This is a genomic window from Rhodopseudomonas sp. B29, assembly GCF_000333455.1.
GTDB lineage: Bacteria > Pseudomonadota > Alphaproteobacteria > Rhizobiales > Xanthobacteraceae > Rhodopseudomonas.
The window spans coordinates 1-19,632 of the sequence record NZ_BADD01000409.1 but is presented as its reverse complement, the minus strand read 5'-3'; the positions used below and the strand labels follow the sequence as shown (position 1 = coordinate 19,632).

The window sequence follows — 19,632 nt, the reverse complement described above, 5'->3', positions numbered from 1 at the left end:
TCCGTGACGCGATGTCGATCCGCGCACGCTGTTGGTGCAGTTCCTGCGCGAGCATCTGCGGCTCACCGGCACGCATGTCGGCTGCGACACCTCGCAGTGCGGCGCCTGCGTGGTGCATCTCGACGGCAAGGCCGTGAAGTCCTGCACGACGCTGGCGGTGATGGCCGATGGTCACAGCGTAACGACGATCGAAGGGCTCGCGGCCGACGGCGCGCCGCTGCATCCGATGCAGGAGGCGTTCCGGCAGAATCATGGCCTGCAGTGCGGCTTCTGCACCCCCGGCATGATCATGACCGCGGTCGATCTGGTGCATCGTAAGGGCCATGAGCTGTCCGACGAGACCATCCGCGAGGAGCTCGAAGGCAATCTGTGCCGCTGCACCGGCTATCAGAACATCGTGGTGTCGATCGCCGAAGGTGCCAAGGCGATGGCGAATTCCGATCTCGCCTGAGGCCGCCCCCACACTGCGCCTGATCCCGCGCGCCGGACGAATTAGCTCGAGGAAGCGATGTACGAATTCAAATATCACCGCCCAGGCACGGTTCGTCAGGCGGCCAATCTGTTGATCAAGAACGAAGACGCCAAGCTGATCGCCGGCGGCCACACGCTGCTCCCGGTGATGAAGCAGCGCCTCGCGGCGCCGCCGCATCTGGTCGATCTGTCGCATGTCGAAGGCCTCAATGGCATCGAGATCAAGGGCCGCTCGCTGGTGATCGGCGCCACCGCAACCCATGCCGAAGTCGCCAATTCCGCCGTAGTGGGCGAGGCCATTCCGGCGCTCGCCGAACTCGCCGGTGTCATCGGCGATCCAGCCGTGCGCCACAAGGGCACCATCGGCGGTTCGCTGGCGAACAACGATCCCACCGCCGACTATCCGGCGGCCGTGATGGCGCTGGGCGCCACCATCGTCACCAACAAGCGCAAGCTGAAAGCCGGAGAATTTCTCCAGGGCCTGTTCACCACGGCGCTCGAACCCGACGAGATCATCACCAAGGTGTCGTTCCCGCTGCCCAAGAAGGCCGCCTACATCAAGTTCCGCAACCAGGCCTCGCGCTATGCGCTGGTCGGCGTGTTCGTGGCGCGGCGTCCGTCGGACGTGCGCGTCGCCGTCACCGGTGCCGGCTCCGAGGGCGTGTTCCGCGTCACCGCGTTCGAAGAGGCACTGAAGAGCCGCTTCAATGCCAAGGCGCTCGACGGCATCCATGTGCCGCACGACGGCCTCAACAGCGATCTGCACGGCAGCGCCGAGTATCGCGCGCATCTGATCACCGTGCTGGCCAAGCGCGCGGTCGATGCCGCCAACCGCAAGCCGGAAAAGACGCTGCCCGACGAGCCGGCCGCTGCGTCGGCCGGTTAGCCGCTATGGCGACAGCGACCACGCCGCCTGCCTCTGTCGACGCGACTCTCGAGCTGCTGACGTCTCGCGGCTATCTGGCCGAGCGCTCGCTGGCCACGGTGGTTTTCCTGGCCCTGCGTATGGGGCGGCCGCTGTTTCTCGAGGGCGAGGCCGGCGTCGGCAAGACCGAGATCGCAAAGGTGCTGTCGGCCGCGCTCGGCCGCAAGCTGATCCGGCTGCAGTGCTACGAAGGCCTCGATGTCGCCTCGGCGGTGTACGAGTGGAATAGCTCGGCGCAGATGATCGCCATCCGGCTGGCGGAAGCCGCCGGCGACACCGATCGCGGCCAGCTCTCCAGCGACATCTTCTCCGAGCAGTATCTGATCAAGCGCCCGCTGCTGCAGGCGCTCGAGCCGGACACCGGCGGCGCGCCGGTTCTGCTGATCGACGAGCTCGACCGCGCCGACGAGGCGTTCGAGGCTTACTTGCTCGAAGTCCTGAGCGACTTCCAGGTCACCATTCCGGAGTTCGGCACCATCAAGGCGCCGGCGCCGCCGATCGTCATCGTCACCTCGAACCGCACCCGCGAGATCCACGACGCGCTGAAGCGACGTTGTTTGTATCATTGGGTGGACTATCCGAGCGCCGAGCGCGAACTTGCGATCGTCAAGTCGCGCGTGCCCGGCATCTCCGCCAAGCTGTCCCAGCAGGTTGTCGCCTTCGTCCAGGCGCTGCGCGAGCAGGACTTCTACAAGTCGCCCGGTGTCGCCGAAACCCTCGACTGGGCCACCGCACTCACCGAACTCGACGCCCGCGGCCTGACGGCCGAAGTCGTCGGCGATACGCTGGGCGCCCTGCTCAAGTACCAGGACGACATCACAAGGATGCAGGGCGACGCCTTGGCCAAGCTGGTGAAGGACGCGACTGAAGAGAATTAGTAAGGGCTTTTGAAGCGAAGCCTTCGCCACATCGGCAGCGCGCTCCCTCTCCCGCTCTTGCGGGGGAGGGTTGGGGTGGGGGCGCCACAGGCACCGTGCTCGCGTCGCCCTCACCCCACGCCTCTCCCGCAAGCGGGAGAGGGAGCAGACCGTGCCGGCGGCGAGGTCGTGCACTGAGAGTTCGTCATTCCGGGGCGCGAGCGAAGCTCGCGAACCCGGAATCTGAAACGAGCAGGACGGCAGAGATTCCGGGTTCGCGCTTCGCGCGCCCCGGAATGACGGGCGGAGGGGTTGTTACTAGATGCAGCGTAATCCGACCGCCGCGATGGATCATCTCAATCCGCCGACCGGCAAGATGGCCGACAACATCGTCGGCTTTGCGCGCGCGCTGCGTGCCGCCGGCCTGCCGGTCGGGCCGGGCGCGGTGATCGATGCGCTGGAAGCGCTGAAGCTGATCGACATCGGCCAGCGCGCCGATCTTTACGCCACGCTGGAAGCCATCTTCGTCAAGCGCCGCGAGCATCTGCTGATCTTCCGTCAGGCCTTCGCCCTGTTCTTCCGCGCCGCGGAGGACTGGCAGAACATGCTCGATTCCATCCCGCTGCCGGACGGCGCCAAGAAGAAGCCGCCGCCGGCGTCGCGCCGCGTCCAGGAAGCGATGGCGCCGTCGACCACGCGCGATTTCCCCTCGGCCGAGGAGCAGGAGCTGCGGCTCGCAGTGTCCGACAAAGAGATCCTGCAGAAGAAGGATTTTGCCCAGATGAGCGCGGCGGAGATCGCCGAGGTTACCCGCGCCATCGCGCAGATGAAGCTGCCGCAGGCCGAACTGCGCACCCGCCGCACCAAGCCCGATCGCCGCGGCGCGCGGCTCGATCTGCGTCGCACGCTGCGAGCATCGCTGCGCACTGGCGGCGACATCGTCGATATCCGCAAGCTCGGCCTGATCGACAAGCCGGCACCGATCGTGGCGCTGCTCGATATCTCCGGCTCGATGAGCGAGTACACGCGGCTGTTCCTGCATTTCCTCCACGCCATCACCGACGACCGCAAGCGCGTCTCGACCTTTCTGTTCGGCACGCGGCTGACCAACGTCACCCGCGCGCTGCGGGCGCGCGATCCGGATGAGGCGCTGGCGAGCTGCACGTCGTCGGTCGAGGACTGGGCCGGCGGCACCCGCATCGCCACCTCGCTGGAGACCTTCAACAAGCACTGGGCGCGGCGCGTGCTCGGGCAGGGCGCCATCGTGCTCTTGATCTCCGACGGCCTGGAGCGCGAGGCGGATTCCAAGCTCGCGTTCGAGATCGACCGGCTGCATCGCTCGTGCCGGCGGCTGATCTGGCTCAATCCGCTACTGCGCTATCAGGGCTTCGAACCGCGGGCGCACGGCATCAAAATGATGCTACCCCACGTTGACGAATTCCGCCCGGTACATAATTTGACGTCGATGCGAAGCCTGATCGCGGCGCTGTCGGCGGCCCCGCCGCCCCACCATCTCAGCGCCATTCGCTCCGCCGCTTGAGCCAAAGGAGAATCGCATGCTCGATCGCGAGGAAGACATCCTGAAAGCGGCGGAAGACTGGAAAAGCGCCGGCCACGGCGTCGCGCTCGCCACCGTGGTCGAGACCTGGGGCTCGGCGCCGCGCCCGGCCGGCTCGAGCCTCGTCATCAACGACGATGGCACGTTCCTCGGCTCGGTCTCCGGCGGCTGCGTCGAAGGCGCGGTGGTGACCGAAGCGCTCGACGTGATCGAGAGCGGCGCGCCGAAACTGCTCGAATTCGGCGTCGCCGACGAGACCGCCTGGAAGGTCGGCCTGTCCTGCGGCGGCACCATCCGGGTGTTCGTCGAGAAGGTGGGTTAGTCCGAGTTGGAACGGGGCACTCTAAGTGAAACTCGAAACGCTGCAACAGCTCAACGCTGAGCGCGCCGCACGCCGCCCGGCGATCGTCGTCACCGACACTGCGACCGGCGAACAGCGCCTGGTCAAGGCGGCCGACATCGCCGCCGATCCGCTCGCCGCCGAACTGAGCAAGCAGCTGCGCATGGGCAAGAGCGCCAGCGTCGAGGTGAACGGCAAGAAGCTGTTCCTCAACGTCTACGCGCCGACCGCCAAGCTGGTGATCGTCGGCGCCGTGCATATCAGTCAGGCTTTGGCGCCGCTGGCACGTACGCTCGGCTACGACGTCACCGTCGTCGATCCGCGCACCGCCTTCGCCAGCCCCGAGCGCTTTCCGGACGTGCCGCTGATCGCCGAATGGCCCGACGTCGCGCTGCCGCCGCTGAATGTCGACGCCTACACCGCGTTCGTCGCCGTGACGCACGATCCCAAGATCGATGATCCGGCGCTGCTCCACGCCTTCGAGCGCGGCTGTTTCTACATCGGCGCGCTCGGCTCGAAGAAGACTCATGCCAAGCGCATCGAGCGGCTGAAGCAGCAGGGCGCGTCCGACGCCGACCTCGCTAAGATCCACGCGCCGATCGGCCTCGCCATCGGCGCGGTGTCGCCGGCCGAGATCGCGGTGTCGATCATGGCCGAGATCACCGCCACGCTGCGATTGCCGGCCGCCGCCAAGGCGCAGGCGGCATGAAGTTCGGCCCGCGCCGCCCCGCCGACGCGATCGGCGGCGTCGCCGTGCATTCGCTGCGGCAGAACGGATTGCTGCTCAAGAAGGGCACGGTCATCGGCCCGGCCGAGGCCGCTGCGCTGGAGCAGGCCGGCGTCGCCGAGATCGTGGTGGTGCAGCTCGAGCCCGGTGACGTGTCCGAGGACGAAGCTGCCGCCGATGTGGCTCGCGCCGTTGCGGGCGAGGGCGTCAGCGTCGAACGCGCCTTCACCGGCCGCGCCAATCTGTTCGCCAGCCGCGCCGGCGTCCTGGTGATCGATCGCGACGCGGTGGACCGCGTCAATGCAGTCGACGAGGCGATCACGTTCGCGACGCTGCCGGCGTTCAAGCCGGTGGTCGAAGGCGAGATGATCGCCACCGTCAAGCTGATCCCGTTCGGCGTCGAAGCGCGGCAGCGCGATGCCGCGGTGGCGGCCACGCAAGGCGGAGCGTTGCGTGTTGCGCCTTACACCATCAAGCGCGTCGGTGTGGTCTCGACCCAGCTTCCCGGTCTGGCGGCGAAAGTCATCGACAAGACGCTGCGCGTCACGGCCGAGCGCCTTGCGCCGGCAGGCGCGACGATTATCACCGAGCGCCGCGTCGCCCATCAGCAGCCGGTATTGGCCGAAGCGATCAAGGAGCTGCTCAAGCTCGGCGCGGAGCTGGTGATCGTGTTCGGCGCCTCGGCGATTGCCGACCGCCGCGATGTCATCCCGGCTGCCATCGAAGGCATCGGCGGCCGCGTCAATCATTTCGGCATGCCGGTCGATCCCGGCAATCTGCTGCTGATCGGCGAAGCGTCCGGCGTGCCGGTGCTGGGCGCGCCGGGTTGCGCGCGTTCGCCGGTCGAGAACGGCTTCGACTGGGTGCTGATGCGGCTGCTGGCCGGTCTGCCGATCAGCCGCGCCGATATCACCGGCATGGGCGTCGGAGGGCTGCTGATGGAAATCGTCACCCGGCCGCAGCCGCGCGTGCCCGTCGCCGAACATGGCGGCCGCAACGTCGCGGCGATCATCCTGGCTGCCGGACGCGGCACGCGGATGGGCGGTCCCAACAAGCTGCTCGCCGAGCTGCACGGCAAGCCGCTGGTGCGAATCGTCGCCGAGCAACTGCTGGCCTCGACGGCAACATCGGTCACCGTCGTGACCGGGCATCAGGCCGATCAGGTTCGCGCCACGCTCTCCGGCCTCGACCTGAACTACGTGCACAATCCAGCCTATGCGAAGGGCATTGCCTCGTCGGTCAAGGCCGGTATCGCCGCCGTGCCGGAAGGCGCCGACGGCGCGGTGGTGTGTCTCGGCGACATGCCGCTGATCGACAAGGCTCTGATCGATCGACTGATCGAAGCTTTCGATCCAGACCGCGGCGCTCTCATCGCAATGCCGGTCGCTGGCGGCCGCCGCGGCAATCCGGTGCTGTGGTCGCGGCGTTTCTTTGCCGAATTGATGACGCTCGATGGCGATGTCGGCGCCCGGCACTTGATCTCCAAACACGCCAAAGCCGTCGCCGAGGTCCCGGTCGAAGGCGACGCTGCTTTCCTGGATATCGACACGCCGCAGGCGCTGGAGCAGGCGCGGCGGGGGTAGTTTCGCTTCGTCATTGCGAGCGCAGCGAAGCAATCCAGCTCCGTGCACTGAGCTGGATTGTCTCCGTGCACTGAGCTGGATTGTTTGGTCGGCTGCGTCTCCTCGCAATGACGGATAGGATGTTCCCGCTATTCACCAAGTAGAAACCGCTCTCACCTAGGGTTCCGCCGGGGACATTGGGGAGGGTACACCTTGAAATCGCCAGCCGCGCCGCGCCTGTGCGCCACGCTTCTTGCTGCCTTGATGCTGTTCGGCGGCGCCGCCTCGGCCGATGCCGCGGGCGCTTTGGCCATCGGCAAATGCGGGGCCTATGGCCAAGCCTACGACTACCCGGCCGAAGCGGCTGCGATCGCCGCGGCGAAGACAAAGTGCAACGGCGACTGCACCATGGTGACGATGCGGCGGGCCTGCGCGGCGCTGTCGATCGACCTCGCCAATCCGTGCGGCGCTCATGGCTATGCGGTGGAGTCGAAGATTTCGACGTCGCTCAATGCGGCGACCAAGAAGTGCTACGAATACGGCGGCAAGGAATGTGTCATCCGCGCCTGGGCCTGCGACGCCAAGGGCTGAGCTGCGAAGGGCTGACAGGCGGCGTGATTTGGACTAATCAATCCGCATGCAATTCGACACCAAGATCGCGCTCGTCATCCGGACTGATCTCGAAGCGTGGCAGAAACTGAACGTCGCGGCCTTTCTCACTTCGGGCATCACGGCCGCGTTTCCCGAATGCGTCGGCGAACCCTATCAGGACGGCAGCGGCACGCCCTACCTGTCTCTGATCGGTCAGCCGATCCTGATCTACGGCGCCGACCGGCCGGCTCTGCTTCGTGCCTTGGAGCGGGCACTAAGCCGAGACGTGAAGCCGGCGATTTACACCGAGGACATGTTCAAGACCACGCACGACGCCGCCAACCGAGAGGCGGTGAGGGCGGTGGCCCGCGCCGACCTCAATCTGGTCGGCCTCGCCGTACGAGCCGACCGCAAAGTGGTCGACAAAATTCTCGACGGATTGAAGTTCCACGCCTGAACCGCCAGTCCGCCGAGCTACCAACTCGAATTACTCGGGCATCGGTCTCGCGCGATCCTCGGGGCTCAGCATCCCGTCTTCATTGCGTTGTTCGGCGCGATAGACATCTTTCGTGCCGGCTTCGGCCCGGGTCACGTCGATGGGCGTCCGCTGGCGATTGCGCATCAGCGCGTAAGCCACGGCGATACCGAGAACGACGATGCCGATGCCCCACATCCATTCGGTGGACATTGTGCTGCTCCTTGGTTGGTCCTGCACCAATCCCGGGCTGCTGCGGACGTTCCCGAGCACAGGGTTCCATCGCGTATTCAGAAGCTGTTAGCTATCGGTGCAGGCGGCAGTGCTCCGGCGAAGCAGGATAAGGCCTCCGTAAACCGCTTCCTCCTCATGTCGTGTGGAGCAACCGCGAGCACCGCATGGTCGACCCGGCAACCCATCAGCTTCAAGGCGGCGAAGACCGGCGCCGCCCGATGGCCTGCGCGGATCCGAATGCCGGCGCGGGAAACCGGCTGGCGCAGCGGCGCTCGCTCGTTTTCAATCTCGTGCTGAATCTCGCTGCGATCGGCCTCGATGTCGCGTTTCTGCAATCGCACCTGACCGCTGCCTTGGTGCTCCGGCTCGGTGTCGTGACGCCGCTGGCGCTGATCGGGCTCGCACTCACCGTCTGGGCCGGTCATCGCACGTTGCTGTCCGTCGTGCATGCGGCAATGCTGCTGAGCTTCATCGCCACCGTGACCATCATCGGCACACTGGCGCCAGAACCCTATGCCGGCCGCTACATGATGGTAGCGCTGTTCATGATCTTCTGCGCGTCGCTGTTGTCCGGGCTGCCGTGGCGGATCGCGCAGGTAACCACTGTCGTCGCCGTAGCGCTGTATATGCTGATCGTCGCCAGCGCCCTCAGCTGGCCGCCGGCCTGGAGCAATCTGGATCTGGTCGGTTCGGCCGTGATCGCCGGCGCAATGGCGCTACGTGTCCGGCGGCGAAAGGATCAACAGATAGCCGAGTTCGAAGAGATCCGACGTAACGACGCGCTGCTCAAGGAGCATCTGCGCGAGGCCAATGAGGCGCTTGGCCAGCTGTCCAACACCGACGCGCTGACCGGCGCTTTCAACCGCCGCTATCTCGACGAACTGATCGAGCACGACGCGACGTCGCTGGTGCCGTCGCTGGTGCCGTCGCTGGGGCAGGGCGTGCTGATGATCGACGTCGATCACTTCAAGCTGTTCAACGACCACGGCGGCCACGCTGCCGGCGATCATTGCCTGCAGCAGATCGTCACGACCATCCGCCACAATGTCCGGCCCCCCTACGACATTGTCGTGCGCTATGGCGGCGAGGAGTTTGCCGTCATCATGCCGGGGATGGACGAGCCGGACCTGCTGCGAGCGGCGGAGCGGCTGTGTAGCGCAGTCAGCGATCTGGGCATTCCGCATCCGGCCCTAGGGCCGGACCGCGTCGTGACGGTGAGCATCGGGGCAGCCCTTGCGGCGCCGGGCGAATCTCTCGCCGATGCCATCCTGCACGCCGACGACGCTCTGTACCGGGCCAAGCACCGTGGACGCAACCGGGTGACGGCCTGAGTCTGGCGTTAAGGCCTTGATCTAAATCACATAAATCGTGGCGCCCTGGGCCGCTCGGCCCGGCAGGCCGACCGATCCTCGTATTCGGTATCCTGCGGAGGTTGATTGTGACTGACTGGTCAGTCACAATGAAAGAATGAAGCGAGTTCCAACCCACCCGACCTCTGTCAAACGCCAGCGAGGCGGTGCAAGTAAGCAGGAGTCGGAGGCGCCTGGGCGCACAGCTTCGTCGGACGTCCCGGCACGCCGGGCCGAACGCGCTGCCGAGCGGCGCGCCGCGATCCTCCATGCCGCCCTCGACGAATTCGGAGCCCGCGGCTTTGCGGCGGCACGGCTCGAGGATGTCGCCAAGCGCGCCGGGGTGGCGAAGGGCACCATCTATCTGCACTTCGCCGACAAGGAAGCGCTGTTCCAGGAGCTGATCCGCTCGGTGCTGGTGCCGGTGATGAACCGCCTGACCGTCGAGCCTCCCGCCGAAGTACCGACGCGCACGCTGCTGGAAATCTTCGCCGCCACCTTCATGCGCGAGGTCGCGACCACGCGCCGGGCCGACGTGTTGCGCCTGATCATGGCGGAGGGCGTCCGCTTCCCGTCATTGGCGGAATTCCACTTCCGCAACGTGGTTGAGCCGGGACTCGCCGGCCTCCGCCGGCTGATTCAGCGCGGCATCGATCGCGGCGAGATCCGCAATCCGGGGCTGGCCGAGTTTCCGCAGCTCGCGGTGGCGCCGGCGATGCTGGCTGTGGTGTGGCAGGGGCTGTTCGGTCACCTGTCTCCGCTCGACGTCGAGGCGATGATGCGCGCGCATATCGATCTGATCTTCGGTGAAAGGAGCGGGGCATGACGCGCCGGTCGATCCTGCTGCGTAGTTTCGGAGTGCTGGCGCTGGCCGCACTGCTCGCCGGCTGCATGGAGCGCCGCGATCCCGGCTTTCAGGGCTGGGTCGAAGCCGATCTGATCTTCGTCAGTCCCGACGAGTACGGCCGCATCACCAAGCAGGCCGTGCGCGAAGGCGACGAGGTCCACAAAGGCGACTTGATCTACACGCTCGACGACGATCTGCAGCAGGCCGATCTCAACCAGAGCATGGCGACGCTCGCCAATGCCAAGCAAACCTTCGACCGTGCGCAGTCGTTGTCCAAGACCGGCTCCGGCACCCAGGCCAATCTCGACTCCGCGGTGTCGGCGCTGCGTGTCGCCGAGGCCCGCGTCGAAACCTCGAAGACCCGCCTGGAGCGTCGCAAGGTCTATGCGCCGGTCAGCGGCACGGTGCAGCAGATTTATTTCCGCGAAGGCGAGATGGTGGCGGCGCAGCGGCCGGTGCTGTCGATCCTGCCGCCGGGCAACATGAAGATCCGCTTCTACGTGCCGGAAACCGAATTGCCCAAGCTGGCGATCGGCGACGAGGTCCGGGTCACTTGCGACGCCTGCGCGGCCGATCTCGATGCAGCGATCTACTTCATCTCGACCACCGCGGAGTACACGCCGCCGGTGATTTACAGTCTCGATGAGCGCAACAAGCTGGTCTACCTGATCCAGGCGCGGCCCGCGAAGCCGACCGCGCTGCGCGTCGGCCAGCCGGTCAGCGTGTATCTGAAGCCGGGCGCACAAAAGATTAGTAGCAGCCGGCCATGACCACGACGGACATCGCAGCGACCGACGTCGCCATCGAGGTCAAGGGACTGAGCAAGTCCTTCGAGGGCCGCGAGGTCGTCCATGACCTGTCGATGCGGGTGAAGCGCGGCTCGATCTACGGCTTCCTCGGCCCCAACGGCTCCGGCAAGACCACCACCATCCGCATGCTGTGCGGACTGCTGACGCCGGACTCGGGTGAGGGCACCTGCCTCGGCTACGACATCCGCCGCGACGCCGACAAGATCAAGCGCCACGTCGGTTACATGACGCAGCGCTTCAGCCTGTATCAGGACCTGTCGGTACGCGAGAATTTGGAGTTCGTCGCGCGGCTTTACGGTGTGGCGGATGCGCGCACGGCAGCGCGTGAGATGATCAAACGGCTAGGCCTGTCGGGCCGCGAGGAGCAGCTCGCCGGCCAGCTCTCCGGCGGATGGAAGCAGCGTCTCGCGCTCGGCGCCTGCACGCTGCCCAACCCGCAGCTCCTGCTCCTCGACGAGCCGACCGCCGGCGTCGATCCCAAGGCTCGCCGCGAGTTCTGGAACGAGATCCACGACCTCGCCGGCGAGGGCCTCACCGTATTGGTCTCGACCCACTACATGGACGAGGCCGAGCGCTGTCACGAGATCGCCTATATCGCCTACGGCCATCTGCTGGCACGCGGCACCGTCGAGGACGTCATCGCTGGCTCGAAGCTGGCGACCTGGGTGGTCACAGGCGACGGCCTCAACGCACTAGCTCATCAGCTCACGGGAAAACCGGGCGTCGACATGGTGGCGCCGTTCGGTACCAGCCTGCATGTCTCCGGCCGCGATCACGACGCGCTCGAGGCCAGCATCGCGCCATTCCGCAGCGATCCGAAGCAGCATTGGCAGCACGGCGCGCCGTCGCTCGAAGACGTGTTCATCGAGCTGATGAGCCGATCGAAGGATAACTTCCAGTGACGACGGAGGGCAATGGTTCGCGGCATGAAGCGCCGACGCGCGAGCGCCCATTCGGCTTCCTGCGACGCACCTACGCGATGCTGGTGAAGGAGCTGATCCAGCTCAAGCGCGACCGGCTCACTTTCGCGATGATCATCGTCATCCCTGTGATGCAGCTGTTGCTGTTCGGCTACGCCATCAACACCACGCCGCGGCATCTGCCGACCGCGGTGCTGCTGCAGGAGGACACCGATCTCGGCCGTTCGATTTTGAAGGCGTTGGAGAACACCGCGTATTTCGAATTCACCCAGGAGGTGCACACGGTCGAGGAGTTCGACAATCTGCTGCTCTCCGGCAAGGTGCTGTTCGGCGTCGAGATTCCACGCGGCTTCGAGCGCGCCGTGCGCCGCGGCGACAAGCCGGCCTTGCTGGTCGCCGCCGACGCCACCGATCCGGTCGCGGCCGGTTCGGCGATGTCGGCGCTCGGCCAGATCGCCCAGACCGCGCTGATCCACGACCGCGTCGGCGGTGATCCGGCCAATCCGCCGTTCGAAATCAGGGCGCATGCCCGCTACAATCCGGCGGCTTCGTCGCGGCTCAACATCGTGCCCGGTCTGGTCGGCACCATCCTGACCATGACCATGCTGATCTTCACCGCGCTGTCGGTGACGCGCGAGATCGAGCGCGGCACGATGGAGAATCTGCTGTCGATGCCGATCACGCCGGTCGAGGTCATGCTCGGCAAGATCCTGCCCTATGTCGGCGTCGGCTTCATTCAGGCGTCGCTGATCATTTCGATCGGTGTGTTTTTGTTCGGTGTGCCGATCCTCGGCAGCCTGATTATGCTGGCGCTGCTGTCGACGCTTTTCATCACCACCAATCTGGCGATCGGCTACACCTTCTCGACGCTGGTGCAGAACCAGCTTCAGGCGATGCAGGCCTCGATGATGTTCTTCCTGCCGTCGATCCTCTTGTCCGGATTCATGTTTCCGTTCGCCGGCATGCCCAGATGGGCGCAATACATCGGCGAATGCCTGCCGCTGACGCATTATTTGCGCATCGTCCGGGCGATCATGCTCAAAGGTTCCACGCTCGAGAATCTGCGCTACGATACGCTCGCGCTGGCGGCGCTGATGCTGGTGGCGATGACGATCGCGGTGACGCGGTTCAGGCGAACGCTGGACTGACGGCGCCGCAGCGGGCAGGGACCGGCAATGCAGAGGCGGTGGTGGTGGCCCGCGAGGGCGCCGCGCAAATCCTCGTTGGAGGAAGAGGTCGGCGGCGCGCTGGCGCGCGAAATCCTGCGCACCGAATTGCTGCGCGTTCGGGTGGTGCTGACCACCATGTCGCTGCTGCTGGTGACGATGGTCTGCGGCTACTGGCTGTTCCCAACCAAGATCGAAGCGATCTGGCACGGCAGCTTCTCGCTGAAGCAACTGCTGGTGTCGTTCACGCCGTTTCTGGCGTTCGAGACCTATCTGGCGCTGCTGCTGCGCCGCCGGCTCTCGCAAGGCCGAGATATCCCAGTTTGGCGCCGCTATATCGGTGTGCTGGTCGAAACCAGCCTGCCGACTGTCGGCATCTATCTGCAGATGGAGAGCATGGGCGCCAACCAGGCGCTCGCCTTCGCGGCGCCGCTCGGCTATTTCATATTCATCATTTTGTCGACGTTGCGTCTCGATTTCTGGTTGTCGACCTTCACTGGATTCGTCGCTGCTGCCGAATTGCTCGGGGTCGCGATGCTCTATCATCCGCCCGGTTTCGCCGATCATCCCGCGCCGGATTTCGCCTTCCACTTCATCCGAAGTGTCGTCGTGTTCACGTGCGGCGTCCTCGCGGGTGGCGTCGGCCTACAATTGCGGCGGCAGTTCGAGGCATCCCTGACGGCCGCCGATGCTCGCGACCGGGTGACCAATCTGTTCGGCCAGCACGTGTCGCCGCAAGTCGTCGACAGACTGCTGTCCACCGGCGCCAGCGGCGAGGGCGAGGTCCGCAAGGTCGTGGTGATGTTTGCGGATTTTCGCAACTTCACTGGTGGGGCGCGGGAGCGGGCGCCCGATCAGGTCGTGGCACGGCTCGACGAGGCCTTTGCGATTCTGGTCGAAATCCTGGATCGGCACGGCGGCATCGTGAACAAGTTTCTCGGCGATGGCTTCTTGGCGCTGTTCGGTGCTCCGATCGAAGACGCTGACGCGGCTTCACAAGCGGTAGCGGCTGCGCGCGAGATGATCGCCGCGATGCACAGCCACAATGACGGGCACGACTGGCCCTTGCGGATCGGCATCGGCATACACACCGGTGACGTCGTCGTCGGCAATGTCGGATCGCCGCGCCGCAAGGAGTACACGGTGATCGGCGACACGGTGAACTTCGCCTCGCGGCTGGAGTCGTTGAACAAGGAGTTCGGCACGCAGCTGCTGATTTCATCGGCGATGCGCGATGAAGTCGGTGCTGCGGCCGCCGATGCCTCGCTGATCGGGCACGTGCCGGTCCGCGGTTATGCCGAACCGCTGGCGGTGTGGCGGATTGATTAGCATTGCGCTTCGCTACGGCCGGAGCTGAGCCCCCATCCGCATATAACCGCCGCTGCGGCCATAGCTGTCGGCGACATAGCCGACTGCAACCGATGCTTCGACAGCGCTGAAGGGCAGGCCGGTCAGATGCAGGCCGATGCGGGTCTGGCGGCTGAATTCGTCGCGCGAACCGGACACCTCGGGGCCGAGCCAGAACTGATCGAACAATCGCCATCCGGCGGCGGCCCGGAAGCCGTAGCTGGATGCGATGCTGGTGACGTACATCGACGAGGCCAGCATCAGCTCCGGCGTCGGTTCTGCCCAGCTCTCGGCCACGATCCGCAGTCCCGCATGTGCGCCTCGCCAGCGGGTGTCGATGATGTCCGGTTCGAGATTGCGGTGCTTGAAATCCAGGCCGGCGAACAGTTTCAGCTCGAAGGCGTCTCGCTTGAACTGCCAACCCGGCAGCAGCGCGGCGCGGAAGATGTCGGTGGTGTAGGTCACGTCAGGCGTGAAGTAATGCTCGATGCCCTCAGACATCGTCAGCCGGACGACGAAACCATCCTCGCCGGCGCCCGCCGCCGCCCACTGAATGCCGCCATATCCGGAAAAGCCGTTGCGCCACAGGTCGACGCCGCTGAACAACAGCACGTCGTCGCCTCGGGCGCCGCCGCTTAACTGATCGCGCCGGGCTCGCTCGCTGGCCGATGGCAGATCATCGGCGATGGTCGGTTGGAGAGCGGGGGCCGGCGTCGCGATCGACGGACTGTCGAGCAGAACCGCATCGGGAGATTGGCGGTCGATCAGGAGGTCGCGGAGGACACCTTGCAGCCAGACCTCTTCGGCCGGTTGGCCGGCGGTCTGGGATTGTTCCGGCTCGAAAACGTCAGGGTCGCTCTCGAGCGGGGAGGCGGCCGATGAGGCCGATGGGGCGTCATCGGGATCGAGTAGTTGAGCGGTGAGGATCTGCGACGTCGCAAGCTGCAGCCCGGCCACAAGGACCGCCGCGACGCCCAACGCCCGCACCCAGCCGACGCCACACACAACTCACGACGCCTCGACGCAAAACAACTAAATACAATGTCGAGGATTAAATCGAAGGCGATGCGAGTTGTCCACTGTCCATGCGAACTAATCGGGTTGCGGTTCTGACGGTGCCAGAACGCGCTCGAGCGCGACCGCGATCTTGCGGTTCACGTCCATCATACCGTCGACATAGGCTTCGGAAATTGAAAGACCTTCGGGTGAATTCGGATCGGCGCGGGCGATCGTTTCGAAGTGATGCCGTAGTCGCTCGGGGGCAGGGTGAGACTGAATCACCGCCTGCGCGAAGTTCAGTAGGCCCTTGATCTGGCCATTCATGAAGTCGATCTTGTCCATCCGTCTGCGTCCCGTTGATACGATGACGCGAACCCTACCAGCGTGCCGCTCGCCGTCGTTTGATCCGGCGCAAGCAGGTTGGAACGGTGACGCGATGCCGCGGCTGGCTAGAGTTGAGACGCCCGCAGATGCTCGACAGCGACGCCATCGCGCTCGGCGATGATCTCGGCGATCCATTGCCGATGGCATTCGCGGTGATCGCGCTCGTAGCACAAGATGCAGATTGGACCCGCTTTCATCACCAGCGACGACAGCTCGTCCATCTGCTCTCTCGCCTGCGGTGTTTTCAGGTGCGATCGGTAAATCGCGTCAAGCTTAGCGAAGTCGCCGCTGCGCGCGGCGGTACGGCCTTCCTTCGGTGTGCCGAGGCCGCGCAGATGCAGATAGCCGATGCCATATTCGTCCAGCCCGGCGGCGAGCTGGGTCTTGGAGAAGCCGGGCCGACGCGAGGCTGCGACTGCCCGGACATCGACCAGGAGTTTGACACCGGCCTGCTTCAACTCGTCGAGCACGGCCTTTGCCGGCGTCTGCTCGTAACCCACGGTGAACAGCGTTCGTCGCTTCGCCATGCGATACCTCCAGCGCTATTCGGTCAGCCGGATCAGCTCCATCGCGGCGGCTGGAGCACGGACCTTGCCTTCATGGATGACGTAGGCGAACACCTCGCGCTTCTGCTTCTTCGGCGCCGTGTCGTCCACCTTCGGCAGATCGTTCGGCTCGCCGCCGGCGGCCCAGAGCTGCAGCCGCTCGGCCCAGGCGGCGAGCGCCTTGGCCGGATAGCCGGTCGGGACGTCGTCCTTGCCCTTCTGCAGCCGTGCATAGACGAAGTCGCCGGTGATATCGGCGATTTCCGGGTAGCTCGCGTGCTCGGAGTATACGACAGGGATGTGATGCCGGCGTAGCAAAGCGATGAAGTCCGGCGTCTTGAAACTGTCGTGGCGGACCTCGACGACGTGGCGCAGCTTGACGCCATCGCGCTCGCGCGGCAACTGGTCCAGGAATGCGCCGAAATCGTCTTGGTCGAATTTCTTCGTCGGCGCGAATTGCCACAGCACCGGGCCGAGCCGGTCGCCGAGTTCGAGCACGCCGGAATCGTAGAAGCGCTTGATGCTGTCGCCGGCCTCCGCCAGCACTTTGCGGTTAGTGGCGTAGCGCGGCCCCTTCAGCGAGAAGACGAAGCCGTCCGGTACCTCGCTGGCCCATTTGCGGAAACTCTCCGGCTTCTGCGAGCCGTAGAACGTGCCGTTGATCTCGATCGAGGTCAGCTTGGAAGCCGCATATTCGAGCTCCTGCCGATGCGGCAACTTGTCCGGATAGAACACGCCGCGCCATGGCTCGAAGGTCCAGCCGCCGATGCCGATGTGGATCGTTCTGGCTCCAATCGATCCAACCTTGGGCGGCAAGGTTGCCGCTGTCTTGCTCGTCGCCTTTTTGGTCGTGGTCTTCTTGGCCGCGGCTTTCATGGCCGTCTCCCCTTGCACAAGGCGCTTACGCTTCCTATCTGGCTTTTAACGGCGACGTCGACGCTTCGTAACCGAGGCCTTCGGCGCCGAACGACCACAGAATAGTAGGGAGCGCCGGATGTACGCGCACCTGTTGTTCGTGGTCGTTAACGTTTGTGTCCGCCTTTTCTGAGGGCCGACACCTTGATCATGTCCCGACGGACACTTTCCCGTTTTTTGCAGTTCCGCCACCCGGTCCCCGCCTTGGCAGGGTCCGGCGCCATGGCTATACGCTGGCGGCCATGAGCCAGACCAGCCCAGCGCCGGTCGACGGGCAGGCGCGGGCGGTTTCGCCGCTGCAGCTGTCGGTCGTCGTCCCGACCTTCAACGAACGCGACAATGTCGAGGTGCTGTTCCGCAAGCTGGAAGCGGCTCTGCAGGGCATCGCGTGGGAGGTCGTGTATGTCGACGACAATTCCCCGGACGGCACGTGGCAAGTGCTGCGCGATCTCGCGCTTCGGGAGCCGCGGGTGCGCTGTATCCGCCGGGTCGGCCGGCGCGGATTAGCTGGCGCCTGCATCGAGGGCATCCTCGCTGCCAGCGCGCCTGTCGCCGCGGTGATGGATGCCGACCTGCAGCACGACGAGACCCGGCTTCCGGCGATGTTGCAGCTGATCGAAAATGGCTCGGCCGAGCTCGTGGTCGGCAGCCGCTACGTCGAGGGCGGCAGCGCCGACAGCTTCAATCGCCAGCGCGCAGGTTTCAGCACCGCGGCGACAGAGATGGCCCGGCGTGTACTCAAGGTCGAGATCGCCGATCCGATGAGCGGCTTTTTCATGATACGCCGCGACCGCTTCGAACAGCTGGCGCCCGATCTCTCCACCCAGGGCTTCAAGATTCTGCTCGATATCGTCGCGTCGGCGCACGGCAGCCTGCGCACCGTCGAGGTGCCATTCCGGTTCGGCTCGCGGCTGCACGGCGAGAGCAAGCTCGACTCGATGGTGGCGCTGGATTTTTTCGGCCTGGTGCTGGCGAAGTTCACCAACGACATTTTGTCGCTGCGTTTCATCCTGTTCGCGCTGGTCGGTTCCACCGGCGTCATCGTGCACTTCACCACGCTGTATCTGGTGCTGAAAACGTTCGGTGAGCCGTTCGCGCTGGCGCAGGGAGCCGCCGCGCTGGTGGCGATGACCAGCAACTTCATCCTCAACAATTTCCTGACCTATCGCGATCAGCGGCTGAAGGGCTTCGCCATCCTGCGCGGGCTGCTGCTGTTCTATCTGGTCTGCGGCGTCGGACTCTTGGCCAATGTCGGCGTCGCCTTCGCGGTGTTCAACGCGCACGTCACCTGGTGGCTGGCCGGCGCCGCCGGCGCGTTGATGGGCGTGGTGTGGAACTACGCGATGTCCGGCCTGTTCGTCTGGCGCAAGCGGTGATCGGAGCGACCGAGCCGGCGCGCCACGAACGGCGCGCAACGATCCTGGTCGTCGGCGGACTGATCGTGCTGCGACTGATCGCGGCGGCAGTGACGCCGCTGACCTTCGACGAGGCCTATTACTGGACCTGGTCGCGGCATCTCGCTCTCAGCTATTTCGATCACCCGCCGATGGTGGCGGTGGTGATCCGGCTCGGCACGCTGCTGGCCGGCGACACTGAACTCGGCGTGCGGCTGGTCTCCATCCTGCTCGCGATCCCGATGAGCTGGGCGGTGTGGCGCGCCGCGATGTTGCTGTTCGCATCGGAGAGGGTGGCGGCCAGCGCCGTGATTCTCCTGAATGCTACAATGATGGTTTCGGCCGGCACGGTGATCGTGACGCCGGATTCGCCGTTGCTGGTGGCCTCGAGCTTCGTGCTGCTGGCGCTGGCGCAAGTCGCCGCCACCGGTCGCGGCGTGTGGTGGCTTGCGGTCGGCGCCGCTGTCGGCGCAGCGCTGCTCTCGAAGTACACGGCGCTGTTCTTCGGCCCGGCGATCCTGATCTGGCTCCTGATCGTGCCATCGCAGCGGCGTTGGCTGCTGTCGCCCTGGCCGTATCTCGGCGGCGTCGTGGCGTTCGCGCTGTTCACGCCGGTGATCTGGTGGAACGCCGATCACCAGTGGATGTCGTTCATCAAGCAGTTCAGCAAGGCGCGGGTGGATGGCTTCACGCTGCGTTATCTCGGCGAACTGATCCCGACGCAATTCATTCTGGCGACGCCGGCGGTGTTCATTCTCGGCGTCATGGGGCTCGCCGTCCTTCGGCGCCGCGACCTCGGTTCGTCGGCCGCGCGGGCGCTGATCGGCGCCATCGTCGGCACGGTCACGGCGTACTTCGTTTGGCAGTCCACTCACAGCAGGGTCGAGGGCAACTGGTTCGGCCTGATGTATCCGGCATTTGCGGTCGCCGCCGGCGTCGCGGCTTCGGCCGTCGAATGGAAGCCGCGGACGCGGCGCTTCGTCGCGTTCTGCCGCCGCTGGGCGGCGCCGACCGGCGCGGTGCTGCTGGCACTGATGGTGCTCCAGGCCAACACCGGCCTGCTGACGCTGTATCGCCGCGACGCCAGCGCGCGGGCCGTCGGGGTCGGCATGGCGCAGGCCGCCGCCAAGATCGAGGCGACACGGGCGAGGTTCGGCGCCACTTGCGTGCTCGCCGACGACTATGGCACGACCGGCTGGCTCATTTTCTATCTGCCC

At 65.5% G+C, this 19,632-nt stretch carries 21 protein-coding genes and 1 pseudogene; 17 read left to right on the top strand and 5 right to left on the bottom strand.

What is annotated here, in order from left to right; all coding sequences use genetic code 11:
• Nucleotides 1-10 precede the first annotated feature (10 nt).
• From I5M_RS14715 to I5M_RS14675, 9 genes and pseudogenes are all read left to right on the top strand, one after another.
• Nucleotides 11-451 (top strand): annotated as a pseudogene (locus I5M_RS14715) ((2Fe-2S)-binding protein); the annotation flags it as partial.
• Nucleotides 452-508: 57 nt separating this feature from the next.
• The gene (locus I5M_RS14710; RefSeq protein WP_022722096.1) at nucleotides 509-1,357 is read left to right on the top strand and encodes a xanthine dehydrogenase family protein subunit M; all 849 of its coding nucleotides are present in this window, start codon (nucleotides 509-511) and stop codon (nucleotides 1,355-1,357) included.
• 5 nt (nucleotides 1,358-1,362) lie between these two features.
• Entirely contained in the window at nucleotides 1,363-2,274 is a 912-nt protein-coding gene (locus I5M_RS14705; protein WP_022722095.1) for a MoxR family ATPase, read from the top strand.
• A gap of 301 nt (nucleotides 2,275-2,575) precedes the next feature.
• A complete protein-coding gene (locus tag I5M_RS14700) occupies nucleotides 2,576-3,793 on the top strand; it encodes a VWA domain-containing protein (protein WP_022722094.1) in 1,218 nt (405 codons plus the stop codon).
• 16 nt (nucleotides 3,794-3,809) lie between these two features.
• Nucleotides 3,810-4,133, top strand: coding sequence for an XdhC family protein (locus I5M_RS14695; RefSeq protein WP_022722093.1), 324 nt, complete (start codon nucleotides 3,810-3,812; stop codon nucleotides 4,131-4,133).
• 25 nt (nucleotides 4,134-4,158) lie between these two features.
• Nucleotides 4,159-4,860, top strand: a complete 702-nt coding sequence (locus I5M_RS14690) for an XdhC family protein (RefSeq protein WP_022722092.1) — start codon at nucleotides 4,159-4,161, stop codon at nucleotides 4,858-4,860.
• Nucleotides 4,857-6,461 (top strand): NTP transferase domain-containing protein, encoded by a 1,605-nt coding sequence (locus I5M_RS14685; protein ID WP_022722091.1) that lies wholly within the window; start codon nucleotides 4,857-4,859, stop codon nucleotides 6,459-6,461. The genes I5M_RS14690 and I5M_RS14685 overlap by 4 nt, the downstream gene beginning before the upstream one ends.
• 192 nt (nucleotides 6,462-6,653) lie before the next feature.
• Nucleotides 6,654-7,031, top strand: a complete 378-nt coding sequence (locus I5M_RS14680) for a DUF4189 domain-containing protein (RefSeq protein WP_022722090.1) — start codon at nucleotides 6,654-6,656, stop codon at nucleotides 7,029-7,031.
• Nucleotides 7,032-7,077: 46 nt separating this feature from the next.
• Nucleotides 7,078-7,488: a DUF2000 family protein gene (locus I5M_RS14675; RefSeq protein WP_022722089.1), complete on the top strand. Its 411-nt coding sequence runs from the start codon at nucleotides 7,078-7,080 to the stop codon at nucleotides 7,486-7,488.
• A gap of 30 nt (nucleotides 7,489-7,518) precedes the next feature.
• Here the strand turns inward: I5M_RS14675 and I5M_RS14670 are convergent, their stop codons facing one another.
• Nucleotides 7,519-7,719: a hypothetical protein gene (locus tag I5M_RS14670; RefSeq protein ID WP_022722088.1), complete on the bottom strand. Its 201-nt coding sequence runs from the start codon at nucleotides 7,717-7,719 to the stop codon at nucleotides 7,519-7,521.
• Nucleotides 7,720-7,904: 185 nt separating this feature from the next.
• On the opposite strand from I5M_RS14670, the gene I5M_RS14665 reads away from it, so the two are divergent.
• The 6 genes from I5M_RS14665 (at nucleotide 7,905) to I5M_RS14640 (ending at nucleotide 14,160) form a co-directional block, all read left to right on the top strand.
• Nucleotides 7,905-9,071: a diguanylate cyclase gene (locus I5M_RS14665; protein ID WP_022722087.1), complete on the top strand. Its 1,167-nt coding sequence runs from the start codon at nucleotides 7,905-7,907 to the stop codon at nucleotides 9,069-9,071.
• 136 nt (nucleotides 9,072-9,207) lie between these two features.
• Nucleotides 9,208-9,915, top strand: a complete 708-nt coding sequence (locus I5M_RS14660; protein ID WP_022722086.1) for a TetR/AcrR family transcriptional regulator — start codon at nucleotides 9,208-9,210, stop codon at nucleotides 9,913-9,915.
• Nucleotides 9,912-10,706, top strand: coding sequence for an HlyD family secretion protein (locus tag I5M_RS14655; RefSeq protein WP_022722085.1), 795 nt, complete (start codon nucleotides 9,912-9,914; stop codon nucleotides 10,704-10,706). Before I5M_RS14660 ends, I5M_RS14655 begins: the two co-directional genes overlap by 4 nt.
• Nucleotides 10,703-11,647, top strand: coding sequence for an ABC transporter ATP-binding protein (locus I5M_RS14650; RefSeq protein WP_022722084.1), 945 nt, complete (start codon nucleotides 10,703-10,705; stop codon nucleotides 11,645-11,647). Before I5M_RS14655 ends, I5M_RS14650 begins: the two co-directional genes overlap by 4 nt.
• On the top strand, nucleotides 11,644-12,813 hold the full coding sequence (locus I5M_RS14645) for an ABC transporter permease (RefSeq protein WP_022722083.1): 1,170 nt from the start codon (nucleotides 11,644-11,646) through the stop codon (nucleotides 12,811-12,813). Before I5M_RS14650 ends, I5M_RS14645 begins: the two co-directional genes overlap by 4 nt.
• Before the next feature lie 27 nt (nucleotides 12,814-12,840).
• Nucleotides 12,841-14,160: an adenylate/guanylate cyclase domain-containing protein gene (locus I5M_RS14640; protein WP_031336433.1), complete on the top strand. Its 1,320-nt coding sequence runs from the start codon at nucleotides 12,841-12,843 to the stop codon at nucleotides 14,158-14,160.
• Nucleotides 14,161-14,172: 12 nt separating this feature from the next.
• On the opposite strand, the gene bcsS is transcribed toward I5M_RS14640, so the two are convergent.
• The 4 genes from bcsS to I5M_RS14620 all read right to left on the bottom strand — a co-directional run bounded on the left by bcsS (nucleotide 14,173) and on the right by I5M_RS14620 (nucleotide 16,982).
• Nucleotides 14,173-15,165, bottom strand: coding sequence for a cellulose biosynthesis protein BcsS (gene bcsS, locus I5M_RS29805; RefSeq protein ID WP_244432006.1), 993 nt, complete (start codon nucleotides 15,163-15,165; stop codon nucleotides 14,173-14,175).
• Nucleotides 15,166-15,270: 105 nt separating this feature from the next.
• Nucleotides 15,271-15,519 (bottom strand): hypothetical protein, encoded by a 249-nt coding sequence (locus I5M_RS14630; protein ID WP_022722080.1) that lies wholly within the window; start codon nucleotides 15,517-15,519, stop codon nucleotides 15,271-15,273.
• A 107-nt stretch (nucleotides 15,520-15,626) separates the two neighbouring features.
• On the bottom strand, nucleotides 15,627-16,088 hold the full coding sequence (locus tag I5M_RS14625) for a DUF488 family protein (protein ID WP_022722079.1): 462 nt from the start codon (nucleotides 16,086-16,088) through the stop codon (nucleotides 15,627-15,629).
• A gap of 15 nt (nucleotides 16,089-16,103) precedes the next feature.
• Entirely contained in the window at nucleotides 16,104-16,982 is an 879-nt protein-coding gene (locus I5M_RS14620) for a DUF72 domain-containing protein (protein WP_022722078.1), read from the bottom strand.
• 281 nt (nucleotides 16,983-17,263) lie between these two features.
• Between I5M_RS14620 and I5M_RS14615 the strand changes: the two genes are divergently transcribed.
• Both I5M_RS14615 and I5M_RS14610 read left to right on the top strand, forming a co-directional pair.
• Nucleotides 17,264-18,397: a glycosyltransferase family 2 protein gene (locus I5M_RS14615; RefSeq protein ID WP_022722077.1), complete on the top strand. Its 1,134-nt coding sequence runs from the start codon at nucleotides 17,264-17,266 to the stop codon at nucleotides 18,395-18,397.
• A partial coding sequence (locus tag I5M_RS14610; RefSeq protein WP_022722076.1) for a glycosyltransferase family 39 protein occupies nucleotides 18,394-19,632 on the top strand: 1,239 nt, incomplete at its 3' end. The genes I5M_RS14615 and I5M_RS14610, both read left to right, overlap by 4 nt.